The 26193-nt window shown below is 44.7% G+C and carries 19 protein-coding genes and 1 pseudogene; 15 read left to right on the forward strand and 5 right to left on the reverse strand.

All coding sequences use genetic code 11. The features are described from left to right. Window positions 1-29: 29 nt before the first annotated feature. The 6 genes from F1644_RS17730 to F1644_RS17755 all read left to right on the forward strand — a co-directional run bounded on the left by F1644_RS17730 (window position 30) and on the right by F1644_RS17755 (window position 9819). Entirely contained in the window at window positions 30-1202 is a 1173-nt protein-coding gene (locus F1644_RS17730) for a FecR family protein (RefSeq protein WP_158572081.1), read from the forward strand. Between the two features lie 175 nt (window positions 1203-1377). Beyond that, entirely contained in the window at window positions 1378-4905 is a 3528-nt protein-coding gene (locus F1644_RS17735) for a SusC/RagA family TonB-linked outer membrane protein (RefSeq protein WP_158572080.1), read from the forward strand. Window positions 4906-4915: 10 nt separating this feature from the next. After that, window positions 4916-6424, forward strand: coding sequence for a RagB/SusD family nutrient uptake outer membrane protein (locus F1644_RS17740; RefSeq protein ID WP_158572079.1), 1509 nt, complete (start codon window positions 4916-4918; stop codon window positions 6422-6424). An 11-nt stretch (window positions 6425-6435) separates the two neighbouring features. Then, complete coding sequence (locus tag F1644_RS17745) at window positions 6436-7413, forward strand: zinc-binding metallopeptidase (protein ID WP_147344521.1); 978 nt, start codon at window positions 6436-6438, stop codon at window positions 7411-7413. Window positions 7414-7417: 4 nt separating this feature from the next. Next, a complete protein-coding gene (locus F1644_RS17750; RefSeq protein WP_118304384.1) occupies window positions 7418-8608 on the forward strand; it encodes a TlpA disulfide reductase family protein in 1191 nt (396 codons plus the stop codon). An 11-nt stretch (window positions 8609-8619) separates the two neighbouring features. Further along, the gene (locus tag F1644_RS17755; RefSeq protein WP_118304383.1) at window positions 8620-9819 is read left to right on the forward strand and encodes a TlpA disulfide reductase family protein; all 1200 of its coding nucleotides are present in this window, start codon (window positions 8620-8622) and stop codon (window positions 9817-9819) included. Between the two features lie 79 nt (window positions 9820-9898). On the opposite strand, the gene F1644_RS17760 is transcribed toward F1644_RS17755, so the two are convergent. Continuing rightward, the gene (locus F1644_RS17760; protein WP_168044118.1) at window positions 9899-12337 is read right to left on the reverse strand and encodes a bifunctional UDP-N-acetylmuramoyl-tripeptide:D-alanyl-D-alanine ligase/alanine racemase; all 2439 of its coding nucleotides are present in this window, start codon (window positions 12335-12337) and stop codon (window positions 9899-9901) included. Between the two features lie 404 nt (window positions 12338-12741). Here F1644_RS17760 and F1644_RS17765 point away from each other — a divergent pair, with 404 nt between their 5' ends. Continuing rightward, entirely contained in the window at window positions 12742-16110 is a 3369-nt protein-coding gene (locus F1644_RS17765; RefSeq protein ID WP_168044116.1) for a golvesin C-terminal-like domain-containing protein, read from the forward strand. Window positions 16111-16303: 193 nt separating this feature from the next. Here F1644_RS17765 and cls read toward each other — a convergent pair whose 3' ends face one another. Continuing rightward, window positions 16304-17758: a cardiolipin synthase gene (cls, locus tag F1644_RS17770; RefSeq protein WP_087421024.1), complete on the reverse strand. Its 1455-nt coding sequence runs from the start codon at window positions 17756-17758 to the stop codon at window positions 16304-16306. A 57-nt stretch (window positions 17759-17815) separates the two neighbouring features. Here cls and prmC point away from each other — a divergent pair, with 57 nt between their 5' ends. Next, window positions 17816-18676 carry a peptide chain release factor N(5)-glutamine methyltransferase gene (prmC, locus tag F1644_RS17775; protein ID WP_168044114.1) on the forward strand — a complete coding sequence of 287 codons (861 nt, stop codon included), beginning with the start codon at window positions 17816-17818 and terminating at the stop codon, window positions 18674-18676. Between the two features lie 12 nt (window positions 18677-18688). Beyond that, complete coding sequence (locus F1644_RS17780) at window positions 18689-19144, forward strand: regulatory protein RecX (RefSeq protein ID WP_168044112.1); 456 nt, start codon at window positions 18689-18691, stop codon at window positions 19142-19144. 1 nt (window position 19145) lies between these two features. Here F1644_RS17780 and F1644_RS17785 read toward each other — a convergent pair whose 3' ends face one another. After that, window positions 19146-19865, reverse strand: coding sequence for a Crp/Fnr family transcriptional regulator (locus tag F1644_RS17785; RefSeq protein ID WP_087421027.1), 720 nt, complete (start codon window positions 19863-19865; stop codon window positions 19146-19148). Between the two features lie 22 nt (window positions 19866-19887). Then, complete coding sequence (locus F1644_RS17790) at window positions 19888-21468, reverse strand: NAD+ synthase (RefSeq protein WP_168044110.1); 1581 nt, start codon at window positions 21466-21468, stop codon at window positions 19888-19890. 149 nt (window positions 21469-21617) lie between these two features. Between F1644_RS17790 and F1644_RS17795 the strand changes: the two genes are divergently transcribed. Next, window positions 21618-22154, forward strand: a complete 537-nt coding sequence (locus F1644_RS17795) for a 5-formyltetrahydrofolate cyclo-ligase (protein ID WP_118304377.1) — start codon at window positions 21618-21620, stop codon at window positions 22152-22154. 116 nt (window positions 22155-22270) lie between these two features. Here the strand turns inward: F1644_RS17795 and F1644_RS17800 are convergent, their stop codons facing one another. Then, window positions 22271-22441, reverse strand: coding sequence for a DUF362 domain-containing protein (locus F1644_RS17800; RefSeq protein ID WP_071595998.1), 171 nt, complete (start codon window positions 22439-22441; stop codon window positions 22271-22273). 367 nt (window positions 22442-22808) lie between these two features. On the opposite strand from F1644_RS17800, the gene F1644_RS17805 reads away from it, so the two are divergent. The 5 genes and pseudogenes from F1644_RS17805 to F1644_RS17825 all read left to right on the forward strand — a co-directional run bounded on the left by F1644_RS17805 (window position 22809) and on the right by F1644_RS17825 (window position 26192). Next, the gene (locus F1644_RS17805; RefSeq protein ID WP_027202775.1) at window positions 22809-23378 is read left to right on the forward strand and encodes a 50S ribosomal protein L25/general stress protein Ctc; all 570 of its coding nucleotides are present in this window, start codon (window positions 22809-22811) and stop codon (window positions 23376-23378) included. A 20-nt stretch (window positions 23379-23398) separates the two neighbouring features. Beyond that, a complete protein-coding gene (gene pth / locus F1644_RS17810; RefSeq protein WP_087421030.1) occupies window positions 23399-23968 on the forward strand; it encodes an aminoacyl-tRNA hydrolase in 570 nt (189 codons plus the stop codon). A 144-nt stretch (window positions 23969-24112) separates the two neighbouring features. Beyond that, entirely contained in the window at window positions 24113-24484 is a 372-nt protein-coding gene (locus tag F1644_RS17815; protein ID WP_087421031.1) for an RNA-binding S4 domain-containing protein, read from the forward strand. A 140-nt stretch (window positions 24485-24624) separates the two neighbouring features. Continuing rightward, window positions 24625-25115, forward strand: a pseudogene (locus F1644_RS17820) (DUF4924 family protein). 36 nt (window positions 25116-25151) lie between these two features. Then, entirely contained in the window at window positions 25152-26192 is a 1041-nt protein-coding gene (locus F1644_RS17825) for a hypothetical protein (protein WP_168044108.1), read from the forward strand. The last annotated feature ends 1 nt before the right edge of the window (window position 26193 follow it).

Here is a 26193-nt window from a genome sequence, read left to right on the forward strand (position 1 = left end):
GTCGTCTTTGGTGTAAAATAACAAGGATGATGAAACATTACGATGAATATATCATACAATTAATCCAACTTTATCTCGTGGGGGATTTATCCGGGGAAGAAAAAGTGAAGTTGGAGGAGTGGGTTAGTCAAGATCCTTCGCATGAAAAACTTTTTAAAGAGATTTGTGATGAAAAGAATGTAGCCCATGATTTTGGTATTTACGAGAATGTGAATAAAAATTCTGCATGGGAGAAGGTCATTTTGAAGGGAAACATCAAAGAGAAGCATAATACCCGTCGTTTAGGGTGGTATAAATTCGTGGCTGCCGTGATGATTCCCTTGATGGTGGTGGCAGCGGGATATTTTATAAGAGAAACGAAACCGGGTGCCGAACAAAAGGGTACGGAATTGGCCAGTATAGAGCCCGGAAAGAGCAAGGCTATTCTTCGGTTGGCTGATAATCGGGTGATTGAAATCACGAGAGAACAAGAAACTCGTTTTGACGTGGCAGAAGGTATTGCGGCTACCAATAACTCGTTAGGAATGGTTTACCCGGAGCAGGTGGCAACGGGAAAGACGGAATATAACGTGTTGGAAGTTCCTCGTGGAGGAGAATACACGGTTACCTTGTCCGACGGGACGGTTGTTTACCTGAATTCGGGCAGTGAATTGCGTTACCCCGTGGCTTTCGGGACTGAACGGCGAGACGTGTTTCTTTCCGGGGAAGGATATTTTGAAGTGGCAAAAGATGTAAAACGGCCTTTTTTCGTGAATGCGGATAAATTAAAAATCCGGGTTTATGGAACTTCTTTTAACGTAAACACGTACAATCTTGCAAATGTTGAGACTGTTTTGGTCGAGGGAAAGATTGGTATTCAAGAAACGAATTCGGACGTTGAATATTCGGTGATGCCGGGACAGTTGGCTCTTTATAACAGAGAGAAAGGCACTATGGAAATTCGAGATGTGGATGTGCGGCCTTACGTGGCGTGGAAAGAGCATGAGTTTATGTTTGATAACGAGAGTTTGGAAGAGATTATGAACACGTTGTCTTTATGGTATGACGTGGATGTGTTCTTCCAGACGGCAAGTTTGAAACAACTGCATTTTACCGGGCATTTGGGACGTTACGAGGAAGTTTCCCATATTCTCGATGCTATATCAGGAGTGACTCAGGTGAAATTCTCTGTGAAAGGAAGGACAATTATCGTGATGGAATAAAAGAATAGCGGAAAATGTTACGAGCATCTTCCGCCATTAATGATAATAGGACAACAGGCTAATGTTACGAGCAATGCCTGATTGTAAATACTAACATTCTAACTACAAAGGTATGGAAAAAATTCTATTATGCCTTAGGGTTTACCGACCCCATGGACAAAAATTTTGGAAAACGATGAAGCTTTTTATTTTTTTGATGTGTTGTTTCACATTTTCTCTTTCGGCAAATAGTTTTGCCCAACAGGAGAAAGTCAACTTGGATCTACAAGGAGTATCGATAAAAACGTTATTTAGCGAGATCCAGCGTCAGACGAATCTGCATTTTATTTTTAACACGGAACAAACAGAACAGTTAAATAAACTGACTGTAAAAGCAAAAGAGGAGTCCGTGAAATCCGTGTTGGATAGAGTTTTTGAGGGAACAGGTTTTACTTACACGTTCCGGGATAATATTATCATGGTCCGTTTCGAAGGGAAAAATTCCGTGCAGCAAGCAAATAAAGAGATGGAAATTCGTGGTGTAGTGAAAGATAAAAGCGGGGAACCATTACCGGGCGTAACCGTGCTTATCGTGGGGACCCAGTTAGGAACGGCCACGGGAATGGATGGTGATTTCTTGTTACGGGTTCCGGAACAGGACAGCGTGAGACTGCGTTTTTCATTTGTAGGGATGAAAACGAAGGATGTTCCTTATAAGAAAAATCAACCCGCTTTGGTTGTCGTGTTAGAGGAAGAAGCGGAGAGTATCGGGGAGATCGTGGTAACGGGATACCAGCAAATCGAGAAACGTAACTTGACGAGTTCTGTGGTGACGGTGAAAACAAGTGAACTAAAGACAATTGGAGCTTCGAGTATCGAACAGATGTTGCAAGGTGTGGTTCCGGGGCTTTCCGTGGTGAATACATCCGCGGCTCCGGGTGCGGCCCCTAAGATTCGTATTCGCGGTACGGCGACCATCTCCGGTAATGCAGACCCGTTATGGGTATTGGATGGCGTGATTCTGGAAAATTCCGTCCCGGTGACGGCTGCTGATTTGAACAGTCCGGACGTGATGAATATGTTCAATTCGGTGATTGGCGGTATTAACCCGAATGACATCGAGAGTATTACCGTGCTGAAAGATGCTTCTGCAACTGCTATTTATGGAACACGTGCTGCCAATGGCGTGATCGTGGTCACCACGAAGAAGGGGAAGGCCAATAGTTTTAACATAGCGTATCAACATACCTCAACCCTAAGTATTCGTCCTTACTACGATAATTTTGATTTGTTGAATTCGAAAGAACGCATAGCTTTAGCTTGGGAAAATTACGAGGATGGGTTATCTGTTTGGGGTGGAACTCATTTTAACGGGACTCCCGGTTTAGAAGGGTTACTGAATAGTTATGCTCTTGGACAAATAACCCGAGAGCAATTGAATTCGATGGCTAATAAGTTGGAAGAGACAAATACGGATTGGTTTAAAACTCTATTCCGGAATGCCTATACGCAAACTCATAATTTGAGCGTTTCTGGGGGAACAGAGAGAACTAATTATTATATTTCACTGAATTATAACGGAGAAGAAGGGGTGGATAAAGCAAGTGAGTATAAGAATTATGGAGGTATGGTAAAAGTGAATACTCGGCTATTTCAGGGTGTGAACATGGGAGCTATTCTTCAAATGGATCGTAGGGACCGGGAGATGTACCATTCTTCTATTGATTTATTTAATTATGCAGTTCGTACTTCTAGGGCAATTCCTTTACATGAGGACAATGGGGATTTACATTATTATATCGGAACAGTGTCAGGTCGTTGGCATAAATTTAATATCCTGAATGAGTTGGCGAATACTGGAAATGAGAGTACACAAACCGATATAAAAGGAATTGTCAATCTTACAGTAAACCTATACAAAGGCTTGAAATACGAAGGATTATTTAGTTACGCTTCTTCCCATTCTACGGCCCGGGATTATGCTACAGAGAAAAGTGCTTATGTGGCTGATATAAGAGGGTACGAGTATGGAGAAGGTTCAGAAGAGGATATAAAAAAATCACCTTTACCTTACGGGGGAGTGTATAATGAGCAAACGTATGAACAACGTTCCTCGCTAATTCGTAATGGTTTGACATATAAAGGAAGTCTTACAGAGGATTTATCTATTGATGTATTATTAGGACAGGAGTTTAGAAATACAAATTATAAAGGTTTAAAATCAAATACATTCGGTTATTTCCATGATCGGGGGAATACGTTTTATGAACCAGCGTTGGGAGAATCAACAGGTCATTTAAAACGGAATAAAGTTACCCGTAGTTTGGTCGATCGTTCCAATATATCTTATTATGGCGTAGTTTCTGCCATGTATGGTGATCGTTACGTGTTGAACGCTAATATTCGTTTTGACGGATCGAATCTTTTCGGGTCTAATCCTAAGTATCGTTATCTACCCTTGTGGTCTATTTCCGGAAGATGGATTATCAGTAATGAATCATTTTTGCAAGATAACAACACGATAAGTAATTTGGCTCTTCGGGCATCTTACGGTTTAAGAGGTAATATCGTGGAAGACAGTAGTCCATCGATTATTGCCGCAGCATTACCACCTAATGCGGTGACCGGTTTGTTTGAAATGGAAATCCAACAAGCTCCAAATCCTGATTTGAAATGGGAAACGACAGCTTCGTTTAACGTGGGACTGGAACTTGGTCTGTTTGATGATCGGTTATCTTTAGATGTTGATTATTATTTGGATGAAAGTAAAGACTTGATTGCTTACAAGAGTGTTTCATCTGTATCTGGTTTTTCTGGAAAGTATGTCAATTATGCAGATGTGCGTAATCAGGGGATTGATGTTTCTTTGAGTGGAACTCTCCTTAAAAATAAGGATTGGCGGTGGACGGCTGCTTTTAACATGGGGTATGTGAAAAATAAAGTGACGAAATCGACGAGTACGGCACAAGCAAAATATTTAGTGCAAAGTGTTTATACTCCTGGTGAGGTGTACGAGGGGAAACCCGTGGACGGGATGTTCTCTTATCGTTTTGCCAAATTAGATGATAAAGGAATGCCCATGTTTTACGACAAGGACGGGAATGTACTTGGAGTGGATAGTGAGGAAATCGTGAATTACCCGTATGACTTGGGTAACTTGAAATATGAAGGAACTCGTGATCCACTGTTTTCCGGAGGTTTGAACACGAGAGTATCATACAAGAATGTTTCATTGTCGATGTTGTTTGCGTTCGGTTTGAAGAACGTGGTACGTTTGCCTGCACGTGCGTATGTAACGACTCCGGCGGAGGACGAGAACGCAAACAGTAGCATCAAGGATCGTTGGCGTCCGGGACAGGATAACACGGGTAAAACAATTCCAGCTTTATCTGCTGGCGATGGATATATTACAACTGCTGATGGTAATTTTTATGCCACAGATTGGTATAACTTATCAGATCAAACGGTTGTTCCTGGTGATTACCTCCGGTTTCGAAACTTGATGATTGAGTATCAATTACCAGCCCGGTGGACAAATAAAGTGGTTGTTGGAGATCGTAAGATGGGTAATGTTACCTTGAAATTTCAGGCACAAAATTTATTCGTGATAGCGGATAAACGTTTGAAGGGGTATGATCCCGAGACGATTAATTATACGACAACATCTTATGGTTCTTTGCCATTGGCTAGGACGTTTACTTTGGGATTGAATATCAATTTTTAAATGAATGATTATGGAAAAAAGATATTTATATAGATTATTGTTCATGTGTATGAGTTCGGTCCTTTGGGCATGTAACGGTTATTTGGAGGAAATACCACAGAACAAACAAAAACTTTCGACAACAGAGGATTACGAACAGTTGTTAAATAATGCTTACTTGACAAAGTCTGTGTTGCCATATATTGATGTTCTAACAGATGATATGGACTATATTGTTGCAGATCGAAAACCTTATTATGCGAATTCTTCAGACACCTATTTGGGGGCGCATATGTGGGACAATAGTATAGAAACAACAATGCCTAATGGTGATGAAGTTTTTGAGAAATTTTATAATAGTGCTTATAATACGAATGTTGTCATTGATAATATAGATGATGCAACAGGTTCTGTATTGGATGAAACCGTGGTACAAATAACTCGGAATCATGTAAAGGGAGAGGCGTATGCTTTACGTGCATTTCGTTATTTTTATTTGGTAAATATGTATGCGGCTCCGTATGATCCTGCGACTTGTGAAACGACTCCCGGGATTCCGGTGAATTTAGAAACAACGGCAGATGATAAGGTGTATAGACGTGAATCTTTGAAGAAAGTTTACGAGCAGATCGTGGATGATTTGAAAAAAGCTATCCCGTTATTAGAAGAGAATCCGATGACTACCGGTAAGACCCGTTTTTCCGCACTTGCTGCTAGGGCTTTGTTGGCGAGAACGTATTTGTATATGCAAGAATGGGATCTTGCTATAGAACAGGCCAGTGCGGTGATTGAAAGTAATCCGATGTTGTTTGATTTGCGATCAGCAGGAGAAAACCCTGTTATTTACACGGAAGCTCCTTTGACAGAATGGACAACAGAAGCTGTTCCTGGCGTTGGGTATTTGAGTGAGGAAAATGCAAATGTGTTGTTTGTGAATGGTATTAATGAACTTTACATTATTTTGAGTAGTGATATTGCTCAAACCGTTTTTTATCCGAGTGAAACGTTATATAATTCTTACGAAAAAGGGGATGTCCGGAAATATTATTTCATGAGGCGTAAATCAAATGGACGGATTCGCTATATAAAGAATCGCTACTATTCCATGACATATGTTGATTTTGTAGTACAATTAAGTGCAGATTATGGGTACACTCGTGTTCTTCGGACAGAAGAGATGTATTTGATCCTAGCAGAAGCGTACGCTCATAAAACGGATGGTGTAGCTACAGCTGTTGGGTATCTGAACACGTTACGTGAAACTAAGTTTCGGACGGAAGATTTTGAAACAACCGGAAGATTACAAGCAGAAGATTTCACTCAACAGACTCTACTGGAAACTGTCTGGAAAGAAAGAAGACGTGAATTCTGTTTCGAGGAACAACGTTGGTTTGATCTTCGACGTACGACAAGACCTTCAATCACGCATAGCGGATTGAACGGAAGTGCTACATTACAAAAAGATGATCCCCGGTACGTGTTACAGATTCCGCAAAAAGAGTTGAACGTGAATCCGGAAATTGGTGCTAACCCTAGATAAAACGAATGAATATGAGAACAATATATGGAATGTTAATAGTATTTGGCTTGCTGGTCACGGGTACGGCTTGTCATGAAGATAGCTTATCTGCTGAATATGAATATAATGGTCCTATCCCAGAGATCACTAACGGACCTTCGGAGGCCCAGAAAATTTGTTACGACTTGTATCAGAAATATGATTATCACGTGTATTACACGTTAAGTGGAGACGATGCTTTGCGAACGGATGTCGGACAAACTCAAACGGGTATGTTGTGGTATCTTCCAGAGGATGCGTTACCTTTGGAGGCAGGGGATGAGGCAACATCCGAATCTTTTTTGACTTTGTTACGTTTATTTTATAACGCTTTGCCTGTTGAAACGGCGAAAACTTCCGTGATAAAGCGGCAAGTATTGGTTAAAATAAATCTCTGGAATGATGAATTATTAAACTATTACGGTTTCTGGATTCCTGAAATTTACTCTATTGCTTTTACTGACGAGGCGCAACAGGGTATTGTTTATTGGGGAGAGATGGATGATGCGATTGGTGTGCAACCGGATGTTTGGAAATATAGTATTGCTATAAGTTTCTTTAGAACATGGACGTCAACTTATTATAATCATAACGTACCTGTACCAACTGAGTTTATTCAAGTTTCTGCGGGGTATTATTTGAGTGAGATGCCGGAGGCGGATCAATTGGATGCAATGGATGCCATGTATGATTGGGATACTTTTGAAGTGGACATGGACTACCTTATGAATATGGGATTTATTCATCCTTATTCTTTCGTGATGGCATCGACGAAGAGCTATCAAAATGAGGATATGGCAACTTATGCAACGTGGATTGTGTGTAACTCGCTTTCGGAACGTCAGGAGATTTTGGATACCTATCCGTTAGTAAAGAAGAAGTATGATTTAACACTCAAATTTTACAAGGATTACCTGAAGATCGATTTGGAAGAGTTTAGTAAATTCTGGTTAAACGTAACGGTAGAGTAAGTTTATGAAAGGTGTATGTATCATTTTCCTGTTCCTGTGCAGTGTTGCATGGGGGCAGGATAGCAAGAGGTTTGTGATTAACGGTTCGATTCCGGGAATCAAGGACGGTTTGGAAGTTGGGTTATATGACAATAACTACGAGAAAGTGGTAGATGCCACGGCCGTAACTAAAGATGGAAAATTCATGTTGGAAGGGAAACTAGAACATCCGGTGTTGTGTATGCTATTTGTTGATATGAGTCCGGAGGTAAAGGATATGTACCAGAAAGAGAGACGGGGATCGTGGATATTTTTGGATAATTCAGTTATGTCTTATTCATGTGAATCCGTGGATTCTTTTCCCCGGATATACCGGGATAGTCGGAATGTCAAGGTGACGGGGTCTCCTATCAATGATTTGTATCAGCAATATATGGTTTCATTAATCCCTTTGCAAAAAAAATACGGGGAATTGGATCGAAAGTACTTGGAAGAGTATCATCGCCCGGCAATGGAAGGAGTGTTTAATGTACGAGAGGGGATCGCTATTGTGAGGAAGATGGATGTGTTGAGAAAACAAATGCAACAATTACGTTGGGACTTCCTGAAAAATCATGGTAATTCCGTGGTCGGGATTCAGGCCGCCTTGGATATATTGTTGAGTGCGGGAAGCTCATACACGAAAGAGGAAATAAATAACGTGTTAAATACGATAACTCCTGTCTTACATGACGATGTTGCATATCAAGTTTTGAAAGAACAGGCAGAAAATATGTATCCCGTGGCAAAAGGGGAGAAATATACGGATATAGAGTTGACGAATGAAGAGGGAACGTCTGTTCGCTTAGCTGATTACGTGAAATCGGGACAGTACAATATGCTTGAATTCTGGGCTTCTTGGTGTGGTCCGTGTCGAGGGGAAATCCCACATTTGCGTCACGTGAGTGAGTTGTACGAGGAGGGTGTGTTTCATATCATCAGTATCTCTATTGATGAACGGGAAAAGGATTGGAAAAGAGCGTTGAAGCAGGAAAAGATGACATGGACCCAGCTGAATGATCGAAAGGGTATGAAAGGACCTGTCCCCCAGAAATATAAAGTTAATGGAGTTCCGTTCTCGCTGATACTTGATAAAGAGGGGCGAATTGTTGCCGGAGGAGTACGTGGTGCGGAGTTAGATAATGTATTGATAGAGCTTATCGGAGATAAATATTAAAAGTGAAAAGAATGAAAAGATTATTGTATGGTATTGTTTGTTGGGGAACGTTGGTAGCCTGTCAACGGGAACCTGGTTATAAGATTAGCGGTTCCGTGCCGGGAACGCCTGACGGCATGAAAGTGTATTTATACAATTGGAATACCCCGGTAGATTCCAGTGTCGTGAAAGGGGGAAAATTCGTGTTAACAGGAAAAGTGGATGTTCCGACACGTTATCAGTTGCTGATTGATTTATCTCCGGATAAGGTGGAATCGTACGAGAAGGATTTACGGGGATCAGATGTGTTTGTGGAGAATGTGGATATAAAGTATGAAAGTCCTTCCATTGATTCCTTGCCTTCTCGTAACTCTTTCCTGCGGAACGTGAAAGGGAATGTGATCGTAACAGGTTCTCCCGTGCATGATTTATTTCTGAGTTATCAGGAAAAGATTAAACCTTATCGAACTAAGAATAGTGAAGCGTGGAATAAGTATTTAAAAGTTTATCATATTCCGGCTCTTGATGGAGTGTTCAATACCCGGGAAGGAATTGCATTAGCCCGGGAAATGAATGATGCCCAGAAAGAGATTACCCGAATCCAATGGGATTTCATAAAAGCTAACCCGAAGTCTCCCGTTTCCGTGGATGTGGCCCAGAATATGGTTTATTCTGCAAAGTTTTCAAAAGCTGAAATGGAAAATTTGTTACAGACTATAGATCCTTCTTTGCGTGAAACTGCTGGTTATAAGCAGTTACAGAAAAGTCTGGAGGAAATAGCTCCAATTGCTTTAGGAGAGAAGTACAGGGACCTGGAGTTGGTGGATGAGAACGGTAAAACGGTGCAATTGTCTGATTACGTGAAACCGGGTCAATATAATATGGTAGAATTTTGGGCCTCTTGGTGTGGTCCGTGTCGGGGGGAGATTCCTCACTTGCGCCACGTGTACGATGCTTATGGAAAGGGGAAAGATGCCTTTAACATGATCAGCGTTTCGATCGATGACAAGGAAAAAGATTGGAAACAAGCCTTGAAAGAAGAGAATATGAAATGGACACAATTATGTGATTTAAAGGGTTGGAAAGGTGAGGTAATTAATAAATACAAAATACAAGGCGTTCCTTTCTGTTTGATTCTGGATAAGGAAGGACGTATTATAGATCACGGGGTGAGAGGTTCGGAGTTGGATGTCGTGTTGATCAAGTATTTGGGTGATCGTTATGAAGAGTAAATAGCTTCTCGTAAACCATACACAGTGGAAAAACCCTTCCCGGTTCTGGAAAGAATGGCGGGAAGGGTTTTTATTTATTTCATTCTTTGTAATATACTCGTTTTACGCGGTGAGAGATGCCTGTGAGAATTTCGTACGGGATGGTTCCCAGTTGCTCCGATAGTTCGGAGACGAGGATATGTTTCCCGAAAATCTCCACCTCGTCCCCGATGGCGGCATTCGTGTCCGTGACATCGATCATGCAGGTATCCATGCAGATGTTGCCGATGATCGGAACTCTTTTCCCTTTGATGAACACGTTACCGACACGATTACTCAAATGGCGGTTTAGCCCATCGGCATACCCGACCGGGATTACGGCAATCCGGGAAGGACGGGTGGTGTAACTTTTGCGCCCGTACCCGATGGATTGGCCTTCCGGAACCTTGCGGATGGACGAGATGTAGGTTTTAAAACTACTTACAGGCTGGAGGTTGGCGTGCGTGGCACTGATACCGTGTAAACCGATCCCGAGGCGAACCATGTCGAAGTGGTATTGTGGGAAGCGTTCGATCCCGGCGGAATTCAGAATGTGTCGCCAGATTTTATAGTTGAATTGAGCTTGAATACGTTCAGTCATGCGTTCGAACAGATGTATTTGTCCCAGAGTGAACTCGTCATGCATGGTCTCGTCGCTTCCTGCGAGATGGGAGAACATGGAACGGATGTACACGGAGCGTTCCGTTTGGAAAAATTCCAGTAAGTGCGGGAGGTCCTGTTCGTCGAAACCGGAACGATTCATGCCGGTATTCAGTTTGATATGTACGGGGAATCGTTTGATTCCGTGTTTATTCAGCGCCCTGTTGAAATCTTCGAGAATGTCCAGCGCGTAGATTTCCGGTTCGAGGTTAAACATGATCATGTTGTCAAATGCTTCCCGTTCGGGGTTCATGACGGCAATCGGGATGGTAATTCCCGCGGCCCGTAACTCGATGCCTTCGTCGGCGAAAGCGACCATGAGGTAATCTACCCGGTGATATTGTAGTAAAGAGGCAATTTCACGGGAGCCACTACCGTACGAGAAGGCTTTGACCATGACGGCGATATGTGCGTCGGTCAGTGACCGGAAATGATTCAAGTTGTGAACCATGGCGTCCAAGTCAACTTCCAATATGGTGCTATGTGATTGTTTTTGCAGGAATCCGGCGATGTATTCGAATTGAAACGCCCGGGCACCTTTGATCAGGATGATCTGGTTGTTGAAATTATCCCGTTCTTCCTGACGGAGAAAATGTTCCGTGTCCTCGTAGAACCGGGAATTATCGGGGAATATATGGCGATATTTACACAATTGTTTCCCGATGCCAATGAACAGGGAGATGTTTGCCACGCAAAGCATTTGGGAAACAAGGGTATAAAGTTCTTCCTTGTCCATTCCTGTATCCATGAAATCCGATAGAATGACTACCCTTTCTTTTGTTGCATCTTGAATTGCCAACATGTTTAGAGCCATGCGGAAAGAAGAGGGGTCGGAATTATAATAGTCGTTCACGAGCGTGCAATGGTTAATGCCGTCCTTGATTTCCATGCGCATGGCGATGGTTGAGAGATGACGTACTCGTTCGGCAAGTATGTCAACGGGAGTAGACATCCATAATAACAGGCAGACTGCATTCATACAATTTTCGTATGAGACAAGATCTGAAAAAGGAATTTCCAACGTAAAAACGTGACCTTTGTAGTAGACTTGCACGTGGCGGTGCCCTTTGGAGATGTATAGGGTTTCTGTTTGTACGTCGGCATTTTTGTCTTCCCCCCATAGTAGGAAGGAAACAGATGAAGGTAAGTAACTCCGGATGTGTTCAAGAGTTTCTCCCGCTTGTCCGATAACCCATTTACATGAACGGAATAGTTTGGCTTTTTCCGCAAGTTTTTCTTCTTTAGAGGTGAAATTTTCATCGTGTGCGTCTCCCAGGTGTGTGAAGATACCAATGGTGGGTTGAATCATTTTTTCCAACCGGGACATTTCGCCCTTGCGGGAGATTCCTGCCTCGATAATGGAATAATCCGTGTCATGTTCGATACCCAACAAAGATAAAGGGACGCCTACTTGCGAATTATAGCTCCGGGGACTCCGATATATTTTGAGGGAGTTGCTGGCAGACATCAACTGGTATATCCATTCTTTCACGATGGTTTTGCCGTTGCTTCCCGTGATCCCGATGACAGGTGTTATTATTTGTTGTCTATGATGGCGAGCTAGTTGTTGTAGGGCAACCAGTACGTTTTCCACGTGAATGAAATTGGCTTCGGTAAGAGTGGTGAATTCTTCCCGGTATTCATTGATTACAAATGCCCGCATCCCGTTGGCATATAACGTAGAGATGTAGTCATGGCCATTATGATTGCTTCCTGTTAAGGCAAAAAATAGCGTGTGCTCGGGAGAAACAACCGTGCGGCTGTCAATGCTGTATTCCGTGATTTTTACGGGTATCCCGCTATGTAAAGTACCGTTAATGATTTCGGCGATCTCGTTCATAATAATTGATAATTGAAAATTGAAAATTGAAAATGAGGGATTTGCAATTTTCAATGGTGTTGTTCTTATAACTGCAAAGCTACGGATTTTAGGAGTTTGTTTTTTTATTTTTGATAAAAATTTTGGGGGTGTATTTGTTTGCTAGAAATGATTTTATTCAGGGTACACGAGTGTTAGAAAAAGAAAAGTGTCTTGTAAAATTTATGCATATTTTTTAATTAAAATTATTAATGAAAAATACACTAGTTATTTTTTTTCGTACCTTTATAATCGTGTAAATAGGAGAGATGGTAATCTGGGTATTTTTTGATTTTCAACAGTGGAATACGGCTGAGATAGGACAAGGCGTTGATTGAATGCTGTATAGGGAGGGGAAAGGCGATTGTAGTTTAAACAATTAGGGTATGAATGCACGTGAAATATTTATAGTGGCTCGCTACGAGTTCTTAGTGATCAGTCGGGGAGTGGTGTTTCGAGTGTTGACATTGCTAGCGCTGTTGGGGGTAACTTGGCTGCAGGTGGCACTGCAGGGCACAGGGGTAGCTTATAGTTGGACCATGGTCTCGACGTCCTCCGCCATGCCGCTGGTGAACGCCTACTTGTTCAATATAGCGCAAGCTTTCATGATCGTTTTTCTCGTGACAGACTACGATCTCCGGGAGCAACGACAAGGCTCGCTAGAGTGTATTCATGCCCGTCCGGTTAACAATACAGACTATTTCTTGGGGAAGGTGATGGCAATCTTGTGGGTATTCTCCTGCTTGGGCATGGTGTCCGGGGTGATATGCTCGGCGGTAAACTTGTTCGGGAGCGAGGCCCCGTGGGACCCTTGGGTTTACTTGTTTTATTTTTTGACTTTAACATTTCCGTCTCTTCTTTTCTTTACCGGGTTGAGTTTTTTGGTTACCCAGCTGTTACGTTCCCGCTTCTTGTCCCAGGTGTTACTGTTGATCGTGTTCTACCTAACCGTAACTTGGTTGCCTGGGATCAGTCACGGGAGTTTTGATTTTATGGGGAGCGCATTGGCTAATCTTTTTTCCGATATCACGGGCCATTCCAGTCTCGGATTTTACCTGTTCCAGCGTCTCTCGATCTTGCTTGTGGGAGCTGGACTGGTGTGTGTGGGCGCTTGCCAAGCACGGAGGTTGCCGAATAGTATCAAACGTGTTCGAGGTTGGCAACGTGTCGGGTTCCTGTTTGTCGTATTCGGCGTGGTGTGTGTCTCGGGGCGTTTATGTTTTTATTTTCACGAGTCTGCCGTGCGGGAGACTTACCGCCTGAATTATGAACGTTATTGGCGTGATACGACTTGCCGTGTGCGGGAACACGGAATTCGTTTCAGCCAGGAAGCGGGTCGCCTGTCCTCCGTTAGTGACATGTTGCTGTTTAACCCCGGAGATGTTGTTTTGCCGCGTATCGTGTTATACCTGAACCCTGGTTTGCCGGTTTCTAGCGTGCGAGAGTCCGGCCAAGATGTTAAATTCATTCGCAATGCTCAAGTTTTGCTGATTGATCGAGAACTGGGGGCCCGGGACACGGTCCGGTTGGAAATAAGTTATTCGGGGTGTGTGGAGGAGCGTTACGGTTACCTTTGGGTTCACGATTATCAATACTATAACCCGTGGCGTGAGGACGCTTTTTTTAATTTTGGCAACCGTTATGCGTACGTGAGCGATGAGTTCACGTGGTTGGTACCTGAGTGTGGTTGGTACCCGGTATCGATACCGGTAAATCCTCGGATGGGAGGGAATTCCGGCCGGGACTACACGTTGTACGAACTCGAGGTGACGTGTGCTTCCGGTTTGACCGTACTATCCCAGGGGAAGGTGAGCCGGGAAGGGGGAACTTGGCGTTTCAAAACGCCGAAGCCGTTGGAAGGTATTAGCCTTTGCTTCGGGGATTACGAGCGTAAACGAGTCCGGACAAGCGGTTTTTTCGTGGAACTGTACATGTTTCGAGGGAAGGGGATCGACAGGATGTTTTTCGGTCACCTGAAAGAAAAGGATATTCGGGAGGTACTGGAAAACAAGATAGGGGGAGCTTCAGCTTTAACGGGTTCTAGCATGTCGCTCGCCGATAGTGTGTCAGGTATCCGTTTCCGGTCGGACTGGTGTTACTCTAGGGAGAGTCGTTTAATCGTGGCGGAACTGCCGTTATCGGTGACTTCTTTTCATGACCCAAGAGAGAACCGGAGCGGTTTTTCCCAACCGGGGATGCTATTTTTCCCGGAACGGGGGAGCCGGTGGGAATTCTTGGTGCCCCCCGGGCAGAACAAGCGCCTGAACCTCGAAAGGTTTGACAAGAGCGAGCGGAAGTTGGAGAGGAGCGTTTTTAGCCAGCTTGTCGGTTACTTGTTAGAAAATGGGGGATGGGAGCCGCTCGAGAACCCCTTTCAGAAAAGACTTTTCAACCGGAGTTTCGGGCGTGAAGGATTCTTCCCGGAACGTCAGTTGTGCTCGGGTTTCACGTTGATGTACGAGCCGGGAGTTTGCCTGTCTTCCGGGGATTATCCGTTTATGGACATGTTGTATAAAGAATGGGTACGTCAGAGAATAGGTGAGGGGCCTTGGATGAATCGGGGTAGGGGAGGCAAGTTGAAGGACGTGACTTTATACGCCAGGGAGCATAGCTTGATAGAGGCAATGCGAGATCCCCTGCTTGATCCACTAGCCCGGGAAATTTATACGCAACAGAAAGCGCAGGAATTGCTTGATTTGATGTGTGTTCAGGCTCCTCGGGATAGCTTGTGGGACTTTTTTGAAAACTTCTATAAACGGTACTCGGGTGAGGTCCCCGTGGAAATATTTCTAGGAGAATTGAGGGATTCTCTCGGGGTTACGGTGGAGGACTATGTGGGTTGGCTCAATTCTCGCTCCCAAAACGTGTACCGGGTGAAAGACATGGATATCGTGAAAGTGCAAGATCTAGGAAGGGGGAAAGCCTATGGGGAGTTTAAGATACAGCATTGCGGGACCCGGAGGGGTGTTGTCGCAGTCTCCACGGATAACCCGTTCACCTGGGGTAAACAGGATAGAGAGGTGTACAGCCTTGAACCCGGGAAGTGTTACCAGGTCAGGTTCCCCTTGGGGCAGCGGGGATATCGTTTCGCATTGAGCACGGGTGTTTCTAGAAATATTCCGACAGAGATGTACGTGGACCTTGAGAGGGAAGCGAGAAATCTAATGGTTCCTGCATGGGGTCGAGATACTTGTTGCGGGGTGTTCGAGATAGCTGGTTCCCTCTTTGACCGGGAAGACGACCGGGTGATCTTGGTGGATAACGAATCCCCCGGTTTCCGGTTGATCACCTCTGGGAGGAAATGGTTACAGGCTTTGCTGGGGAAAGATGACAAGCCGTATGTCGAGAACTTATCTTTTACGAATGCAACGGGGGTGTGGAGCAAGCATTATGCGGGGATGTATTGGGGGGATAGTATCCGTAGCGTGTACGGAAAGTTGGCGGAAGTGGGTAGGTTTAAGGCGGAGTGGACAACCAGGATCGAACGGGAAGGAACCTATGAAATATTCGTGTTCACTCACGAACTGGATGGTTATTACCGAGAGAAAAAAAGACGGCAAGAGTATTTTTATCGTATAGAAGGGGGAGGGTGTAACAAGGAAACGAGTCTGGTCCTGTTAGCGACGCAGAAGGGGTGGAAGTCGCTAGGGAAGTACCATCTTTCAGAGGGAGAGGCTCGAATCGTTCTGGATGACAGAGGTGAACCGGGGCAGATCGTGATCGCTGATGCGGTGAAGTGGGTAAGAGTGGATTAAGCATTTTATCTTATTGATGTGTTTGTTGGGAGTTTTTGGGGAAATAAGCCACGACAAACGCAAGATGGACGTGTCCCCTAGGTTACAGAGCCGTTTGGTAACTGTGTTTGTTGTGCGGGGTGAGTTTGGGGGATGAGGGGGTGGGGACCAATTTCCCGCTAAACTCTGACTGAACAGGGGGTGAAGTATAGGGTTAGAGCAACGGGGCGAAAAGTCGGGCTAGAGATTCCCGGATTTTATCCCGTTTCGGGCGGAATTTCCAGCGGTGGATGCTGATTTCGGAACTACCTTTCAGGTCGTCCAGAAAATCAGAACCGAGTTGGCGACTGACGTTGCGGTCGTAGATGATGAGGTTGACTTCGAAGTTCTGTTCGAAACTACGGATGTCCATGTTGGCGGTACCCACAGAAGATACCAGTCCGTCCATGACGATCACTTTACTGTGGTTGAATCCTTTACGATATTGAAATACTCGAACCCCGGCTTCCAGTAGTTCCTCCACGTAGGAGCGTGTACACCAGTGCGTGAGTAGCGAGTCGGATTTATACGGGATCATGATGCGCACGTCCACGCCGCTCATGGCGGCGGTTTTCAGCGAGTTGATCGTGGTCTCTCCCGGCATGAAATAGGGGGTCGAGATGAAAACGTACTTCTTGGCCATGTTGATCAGCGTGAAGTAGGCTTGTTGGATGGATGTCCAATCGCTATCGGGACCGGATGCCACGGTTTGAACAACCACGTTGCCATCGACTTTCTTGTTGGGAAGGTATTCCGCCTTGTTCAGTAGAAGTTCCTGGCGAACAAAGTACCAGTCAAACAGGAAAACCACTTGCAACGAGGTGACGGCTTCTCCTTTCACTTTCAGGTGGGTGTCACGCCAGATGCCGATGCCGGGTAATCCGTGCAGGTAACGGTCGGCGAAGTTTAACCCACCAATGAACCCGGTGTCCCCGTCCACGACGACGATTTTCCGGTGGTTCCGGTAGTTCACCTTATTCGTGAATAAGGGAAAGCGCACGGGAAGAAACGGGTAAATTTGAATCCCGGCGGCCTGCATCTCTTTGATGTAACGTTTGGGTAATTTCCACGACCCCACGTCATCATAGATCACACGAACTTCCACGCCTTCCTTGGCTTTGGCGATAAGTAATTCTTTCAGTTTCTCTCCGAGTTCTCCTTTATCAATGATATAGTATTCGAGGTGAATGTATTTTCGGGCTTTGGCGATGGCCTTGAAGATCGAACCGAAAGTAGCCTCCCCGTTATTCAGAATCTCGATCGTGTTATTTCGGGAAAGAAGGGCTTTGCTGTTGTTCAAGAGTAATGTCATCAACGGTTTCACCGCCTCCATGTCTTCTTTTTTCAACAATTCGGCTTTCTTGATACGTTGTTTCTGGTCTTCGCTCATGTATTGCAACCACTTGAAGTCACCCAGTCCTTTCATGGAGAACATCTTGATCTTCCGGTAATTCATGCCGAAATAGATGTAAAAGAATAGCCCGACGCCGGGTGCCAGCACGAGTACGAGTATCCACGCAAGTGTACGTACCGGATTCCTGTTTTCCAGTATGATCGTGTATATGATCGCCAAGATGGTGAGAATATACAGTACAATGCCAATGTCAATCGCAATACCCGTCCAGTTCACGCAATTAAATTTTCAATTTTCAATTTTCAATTTTCAATTAAACCGTATCTTTGTTCCATGAATACGATGTTTGATTTACAACAATACGCATTACAGGAGCTAAAGGATACTTATACCGAGCATGAAATAAAAGTTTTATGCTCTCTTGCCTTTTGCAAACTGTTGCATTGTACAAATATAGAAATCCATCTTAACAAACACGAATTTTTGGCAAAAAGCTTTATCGATAAATTCCTTCTCGTCGTGGAAGAGTTAAAAACGGATAAACCGATCCAGTATATATTGGGAGAAACGGAATTTGCCGGTATTGATTTCCAGCTAAATAGTGAAACCTTGATTCCCCGGCCGGAGACGGAAGAACTGGTGATGTGGATCGTGGAATCGGGAGTGCAGCCGGGTGCAAGTGTTTTGGATATTGGAACGGGGAGTGGGTGTATCATCGTGTCGTTGGGTAAGTTGTTGAAAGGAGTACGGCTTTGTGGGGTGGATATTTCCCCGGAGGCCGTGCGACAAGCTGCCGACAATGCCCGGAGAAATGGCGTGGAGGTGAAATTTGAAGTACGTGATATATTGAGTTACGAGGAATGGGAATGGCCCGGTTTCGACGTGATCGTGAGTAATCCGCCTTATGTGCGGGAGTCTGAGAAGGCGCTTATGCACGATCGGGTGTTGAATTATGAACCCTCCCGAGCTCTTTTCGTGCCGGATACTGATCCGTTAATGTTTTACCGGAAGATTGCCGGATTCGGTCGTGATCATCTGAACCGGGGTGGATTGCTGTTTTTAGAGATCAACGAGGCTTTTGGGAAAGAAACCGTCGAGTTACTTCGGGAGATGGGGTACGAGGATGTTGAATTGAGGAAGGATATTAATGAACGGGAGAGAATGGTGAAAGCCCGGGGAAATTTTAAATTCTAAATTACATCGAAAGTGGATGCGAAGAAAGCGTTGAATATTGTTGCCGGGCAGTGTAGTAAAAAGGAGTATTGTAGTTTTGATATTTTTAAAAAGTTACAGAGGTGGGAGTTAGAGGAAAAGGATATTGCCGCGGTTATGGAGTTTTTGGTGAAGAATCATTTCTTGGATGATACTCGCTTTGCAGAGGCGTATGCCCGGGATAAGCATCGTTTTAATCGTTGGGGAAAGTTGAAGATCATGCAGATGCTCCGGCAAAAGCGTGTGCCGGAACGTATTATCGAACAGGCTTTGTCTTCTTTACCCGATGAGGAAAGTGACGCCACGTGTCTGGCGCTGTTGAAACAAAAGAATCGGGGATTAAAAGAGGAGGACCCGTATAAGCGAAAAGCAAAGCTTTTCCGCTTTGCTTTGAGTCGTGGCTTTGATTATGAAACGATCAGTCGGTGTATCGATCAATTGCAGGATTGAATTATCCCATCTCGCTTACTTTTTCCAGCGCCTCCATGTTCGTAATCTTGATTTGCTTGCCGGAAAGTTCCAGTATGCCTTCCGAGGCAAAGTTGGAGAGCGTGCGGATGGCATTGGAGGTGGTCATGTTCGAGAGATTGGCCATGTCTTCCCGCGAGAGACAAATTTTCAAGGTCATGTTATCGTCCTCGAACCCGTAAGTGTCTTTCAGCACGAGCAAGGCTTCTGCCAGACGTCCGCGAATGTGTTTTTGCGTGAGTGTTACTGTTCGGCGGTTCGAGAATCCGAGGTCGGTAGCCAACGCCCGGATCACGTTCATGGCAACATCCGAGTTACTGCGCACGATACCGAAAATAAGTTCTGTTTTCATGATGCAGACAATGGATTCCTCAAGAGCCTCCGCTGATGCGATGTGCATTTCCTCGGCAAAGAAAGCCCGGTAGCCGATAAACCCGACGGGTTTTGCCATACGCACGATTTGTTCCCGTCCCGCGATACCTTTCTTGGCGATTTTAGCTTTCCCGGTGATCAGACAAATTAACCCGAAAGGTTTATTCCCTTCTTCGTAAATCAAGTCTCCTTTCCTGTACATTTTGCAAATGCTGGTTTGGCGAATAATGCTTTTGCTACTTTCGTCAAGACTTGCAAAAAGGGAGTTGGGACTATCAATGCAAATGTTGCAATATTTTTCGTGTAACTCTTTGTCTTTTATCGTTCTCATAAACTCGTTCTCTTATCTGGTGTTATAGTTTGGCAACAAGTGGCATACGGCGTCCGCTGCCGAACGCTTTTTTACTGACTTTCAGTATCGGCGGGCATTGTGCCCGTTTGTAGTCGTTACGATTGACCAGGGTTATCGTTTTTTCAACGATTTCCGGGGCGAATCCTTTCGCTATAATTTCCTGTTTGGAACTATTTTCTTCGAGATATAGTTTCAAGATAGCGTCCAGCGTGTCGTAATCCGGTAGAGAGTCCTGATCTTTTTGCCCGGGCCGTAGTTCGGCAGAGGGGGCTTTCGTGATGGTATTCTCGGGGATTAATTCCCCGTTTCGGTTCACGTAACGGGATAATTTGTACACGTCGGTTTTGTACACGTCGCCCAGCACGGAAAGCGATCCGCACAAGTCCCCGTACAGGGTACCATAACCCACGGCTGCCTCGCTTTTATTGGAGGTGTTCAAAAGGATGTGACCGAATTTATTGGAAATGGCCATAACGAGAGACCCGCGAATACGGGCTTGCAGGTTTTCTTCGGCCACGTTGAAGGGTGCATCCTTGAAAACAGGGTGTAGCGTGGCGATAAAATTGTCGTATATTTCTTTTATGGGTAAGGTTTCGTGAGAGATGCCCAAGTTTTTGGCTAGGTCAACGGCATCTGTGACAGAGTGGTCGGTGGAGAATCGGGAAGGCATCAGTATGCCCAGCACGTTTTCTTTGCCAAGGGCCTCTGTTGCCAATGCGGCAACGAGGGCCGAATCGATTCCCCCGGAAAGTCCGAGTACGGCTTTCGAGAATCCGTTTTTGTGGAAGAAATCTTTTATTCCGAGGATAAGTGCATCGTGAATAAGAGCAATGGTATCCGGTCCTTTTTCTTTGAGGGCCGGGGCATTAAGCAGTCTTTCCGTGTCGATGATCATGAAATCTTCTTTGAACGCGGCTAGTTTGTATGTTGAAATCCCTTTGCTGTTGACCACGAAGGAGTTACCGTCAAATATCAGGGAGGCGTTCGCTCCCACGTGATTGAGTGATATGAGCGGGCATTTCTGTTTCCGGGCGATGTATGATAGACTTTCTTTCCGGTAAGCAAAACTTTCCGTGGTGAAAGGTGTCGAACCGACATGTACGATGATCGTGTCGGTCTTCTCGATCATGTTGGATTCGTACTCGTCGAAGATGACCCGGATATTCTGGTTCTTGTAGCGTAGGGGCGTGTTGGATTCTCCCGGGATGAAGTACCGGCTCTCGTCGAAAACGTCGTAGTCGCTCAATATGGTTTTGTTTACCCCGCCTCGCACTTCCCCGTCGTACATGAAAAACATGGCGTTCATCAAGATGCCATCTTCCAAGTCTAGGTTCGGGCCGCCCACTAATGCCGCTATGTTATGACATTGCTCGGCGATCTTTTCAATGCTGACACGACATTCGTTCACGAAATATTCTTTCTCGAAAAGGTCTTGCGGGTAAGCCCCACAGATGGCGTGTTCGGGAAAAAGAACGAGTTCCGCTTTCATGGCTTTCGCCTTTTTTATGGCAGCAATAATAAGGTCCTTATTTTTGGAAATATCTCCGATGTGGTAGTTGATTTGAGGTATCGCTATTTTCATAATTCTGCACGTTGTATCCCTTGACGGGATGGATTGTTGGTAAGCGTCCAAATAAATCTGGTAACTCTTTGGCAGCTTGTTTTGTTTATTGCTGCAAAAGTACGATTTTTGCGCAAAATAATGAATAAAGATTAGGAAGATTGTTTACCATGGATAAAAAAGAATTGCGGAAACAGGTTAAAGTTTTGAAAAGCCAGTATTCTCTGGAACAAAAGGTGGAGATGTCTCGTCCCTTGTGGAAGGAGTTGGAACAGACGGATTTTTTCAAGGAGGCCCGGACCGTGTTGCTCTACTGGTCGATGGACGACGAGGTGTTCACGCATGATTACGTCTGTAAGTGGGCGGGGGAGAAGACCGTCTTGTTGCCTTGCGTGAAAGGGGACGTGTTGGAATTGCGAGTGTTCAAGGGCATGGAATCCCTGCAACCGGGGGAGGCTTTCGGCATACTGGAGCCTGTTGGCGAATTGTACACGGATTACGACGCGATTGACTTGATTGTCGTGCCGGGCGTGGCTTTTGATCGCCACGGGAATCGTCTGGGACGAGGTCGCGGGTATTACGATAAGATTTTGAAAGAGACACGTGTTGCCCGGAAAGTGGGGATTTGTTTCGGATTCCAGTTCGTGGAAGAGGTGCCTGTCGATGAGCTGGACGTGCGGATGGATCTCGTGATTCATGGGATTTAACGGGGTAACCCCGTGAGAAGGGGTGATTTGAGGGAGTTATCGGTAATGGTTTCGAATAGGTACAAAAAGAAAGCTGCCCCGAGAGAGGCAGCTTTGTTCTTTTCTTTTTATGATGATTAAGCTTCTTTCGGAGCTCCAACAGGACATACACCAGCGCAAGCCCCGCATGAGATACATTCATCAGCATTGATTTGATAGTGATCATCACCCATAGAGATTGCTCCTACCGGGCACTCTGATTCACATGCTCCACAAGAAATACAATCATCAGATATTACGTAAGCCATTTCTAAAAAAATTTGTTTGTTAATAATGACGCGAAAATAAGACCTATAATTGAAACAAAAAACTTTTTCAGAATAAAAAGGGTTGTTCCGTGTGAAAACTTGTCATTGAAAATGGTGGATTTTTGATTGTTTATAATTGATTGTCAGTGTGTTGTTTGGGCGTTGATGTGGTATTGATGAATGCTTATTTATATTGATTGTAAACTTTGGAAAAAGGAAAAAGTGTTGTGATTCTGATAATTTGTTCGTACATTTGCGCCGCATTAAAAGTACGGGGATAGTTTTAAACGTGTAATGGGAATGCAGACGTGGCTTATAACCCCGGGGCATCAGTCTGGATTTGAGTAGCACAAGCAATGTTATTATTATGCAAGTATTTGATTTAAAAGGAGAAGTAAGAAACGATTTAGGTAAAAAAGCTACCAAGGCTGTAAGATATGCGGAGAAAGTTCCATGCGTTCTTTATGGTGGAGAGGCAAACGTTCATTTCGCAGTTTTGGATAAAGATTTGAAGAAACTTCTTTACACTCCTAATGTATATCTGGTAAATTTGGATCTTGATGGTAAATCTTACGGAGCCGTGATGAGAGATATTCAATTCCACCCGGTGACGGATAAGGTTTTACATATTGATTTCTACCAGACCTCAGAGGATAAGCCAGTTGTAATGGACGTTCCTGTTCGGGTAACGGGACACGCTGCCGGAGTTCAAGCCGGAGGTAAGTTGGCTATAATCACTCGTAAGTTGAAAGTAAAAGCTCTTCCGAAAGATATGCCGGATGAAGTGGTTGTTGATGTTACTTCTTTAGGTGTTGGTAAGGCTATTAAAGTACAGGATATTCACGTGGAAGGCGTAGAGTTAATGAATGCTAAGAGCGTTGTGGTTGCTCAGGTTAAATTGACAAGAGCTGCAAGAGCTGCACAAAGCGCTCAATAGTAGTTTGAAAAAATAGACAGATGAAATATCTTATTGTGGGATTGGGCAACATAGGTCCCGAGTACCAGAATACACGACATAACATCGGATTTAAAGTATTGGACGCCTTTGCTAAGGCGTCCAATGCTGTTTTTGAAGATATGCGTTATGGTGCGGTTGCCACGGTGAAGTTGAAGGGACGTACCCTGATTTTGTTGAAACCGAACACGTACATGAACCTGAGTGGTAAGGCGGTCAGTTACTGGATGCAAAAAGAGAAAATCGAGTTGTCGAACCTTTTCGTGGTGGTGGATGACTTGGCATTACCTTTCGGGACGATCCGTTTGAGAGGCAAGGGAAGTGACGGGGGACATAACGGTTTGAAGAGTATTAACCAGTTGCTGGGCACGCAGGATTACGCTCGTTTGCGTTTTGGTATCGGGAACGAGTTCCCCAAGGGAAAACAGGTGGATTACGTGTTGGGAGAGTGGTCTTCGGAGGAAGAGGAACGTTTTCCAGCCATGTTGAAGCATTGTGGGGAGGTGATCGAGAATTTTATTTTTATAGGGGTAGATAAGACGATGAGCCTGTGTAATAATTTGCGATTTTAGATATTTACGATTTGTGATTTTGAAGTCGTGATTCCGAATTTTAAAATGAAGATTTCAGGTTCGTGATTTCAGGTCGGCATTTGTTTTGTCATTTGCAGAATAAGTTTTAGCTTTGACAGATTGTAAGTTATAAATGAATAAGCCGTGGAGAAGGTTAGAATAGATAAATGGTTATGGGCGGTTCGGATTTTCAAAACCCGTTCGTTAGCTGCAGAAGAATGTGGTAAAGGTCACGTCTCTATCGGTGATGCGCACGTGAAAGCGTCCCGGGAGGTAAAGGTCGGGGATGTCGTGAAAGTACGGGTTCCGCCGATTGAACGGGAGTACGTGGTGAAACAAATCACCGATAAACGAATGTCTGCCCAGTTGGCCGTCGATTTCGTGGAAGAGATCACCCCACAGGAGAAACTGGATATTCTCCGGGGAACTTTCATGCAATTCGAGAGCCGGGATCGAGGAACAGGACGTCCCACGAAACGGGATCGGAGGTTGATTGATAAACTCAAAGAACTTTGAAATTTTAGATTTGATGATTTTAGATTCCAGCCGCACAAGGCTCATGTTTCTAATCGTAAATCATAAATCGTAAATCATAAATTAGTATGTTGATAGCACGCGAGAAGAGAAAGAGTAATGTGGCCGAATATATCCTGTATATGTGGCAGGTGGAGGATATGTTGAGGGCGATGCAGATGGATATTGAGCTGGTGAACCGGAACGTGGTGAGCCAGTTCGGGGGGATGACGCGACACGGAAGGAGATCAGCGATTGGTATGACAATTTGATCGAGATGATGAGGAAAGAGGAGGTGACGAAGAGCGGGCACGTGCAGGTGGTGAAGAACATGGTGAACGAGTTGACGGAGTTGCATTTCCATTTACTCCATAACGTGCAGGATATGAAGTACAAGCAGTTGTTCATGATGGCCGCAAATAATTTGCTGGATTATCGCCGGAAGACGAACTTGCCGGAGGAGGTTTCCGATGTCGAGCTGGCACTTCATGCTCTTTATGGTCATTTGATGTTGCGATTACAGAAAAAAGAGATAAATTCGCAAACGACAATGGCAATGGAGACGTTTAGCCGGATGCTGGCTTACCTGGCACTGCGGTACAAAGAGGTGGAGGAGAACGAGGAGATGATGTGATTTGTTGTCGAGTAATTCATGATTAAATCAATCGATATGAAGAGATTATTATTATTGGTAATTGTTTTGTTCGGAGCGGTAAACGCTTGGGCTGAGGAGGGATCAAAGGAGTTTAAGAAGAGCTTTCCTGCGGCATCCATTAACGAGTTGACGGTTACGAACCGCTATGGGAATATCGATGTTAAGCAGGAAGGTGATGAGTTTTCCATCACGACTTCCGTGTGGGTGGAGGCAAAAACAAAAGCCAAGGTTGACGAGATATTAGAGTATATTTCCATAACGGCCAAGGAGCAGGGGGCCGTGTTGAACGTGGAGACGTTGTTCCAGAAGGATATGAGCCTGCGGCAGATGTTCGCGGGGGTGACGGTGAGCGTTGACTATCATATTAAGGTTCCGAAAGGTAAGAAAGTACGTCTGGTATGCACGGAGGGAGGCGCCTTGGTGGCCGATTTCGTGGGGGATATGAGCGTGGAGATCGTATCCGGTAATTTTAAGGCCAATTCAGTGACGGGGGGAGAGTTTTCCGTGAAACAGAATAAGGGAGAATTTGAGGTGGAGAAATTGGGAAACATGACGGCCGAGTTCAAATCCTGTAAGGTGAAGATCGGGGAAGGGAAGGAGATGAAACTGGATTGCACGTCAACGACTTTGCAGTTGATGGAGGCGGATAAACTTTCGTTGAAGACATCGGGAGGAACCTGTTACCTGGGGATGGTCGAGGATATGGACGGGACTTCTTTCTACACGAAATACGAGGTGCAGGATATTGGCGGGTCGCTCAAGATGGATATGCGTTGGGGCGAGTTGAACGTGCGTAATATCAATTTCTCGTTCGCTACTGTTGACGTGAAAGGTTCTTCCACGAAGGTGGGGTTGACTTTCATGGAAGGATGCGGTTACACCCTGGAGTTGGCACGTAATAAAAATTTGAAGGTGGAATTGCCCGAGGGCGTGACGCTGGAGAGTAAACCGACGACGGATAAGAATACCGTGCTGGAGACCGGGTTTATCGGGAATAAAAAATACGCGGGAAAAGTGAATCTGAATTTGTCGGGAGGAAGTCTTTTTATTCAATAAA

It is taken from the genome of Butyricimonas paravirosa (genome assembly GCF_032878955.1).
Lineage (GTDB): Bacteria > Bacteroidota > Bacteroidia > Bacteroidales > Marinifilaceae > Butyricimonas > Butyricimonas paravirosa.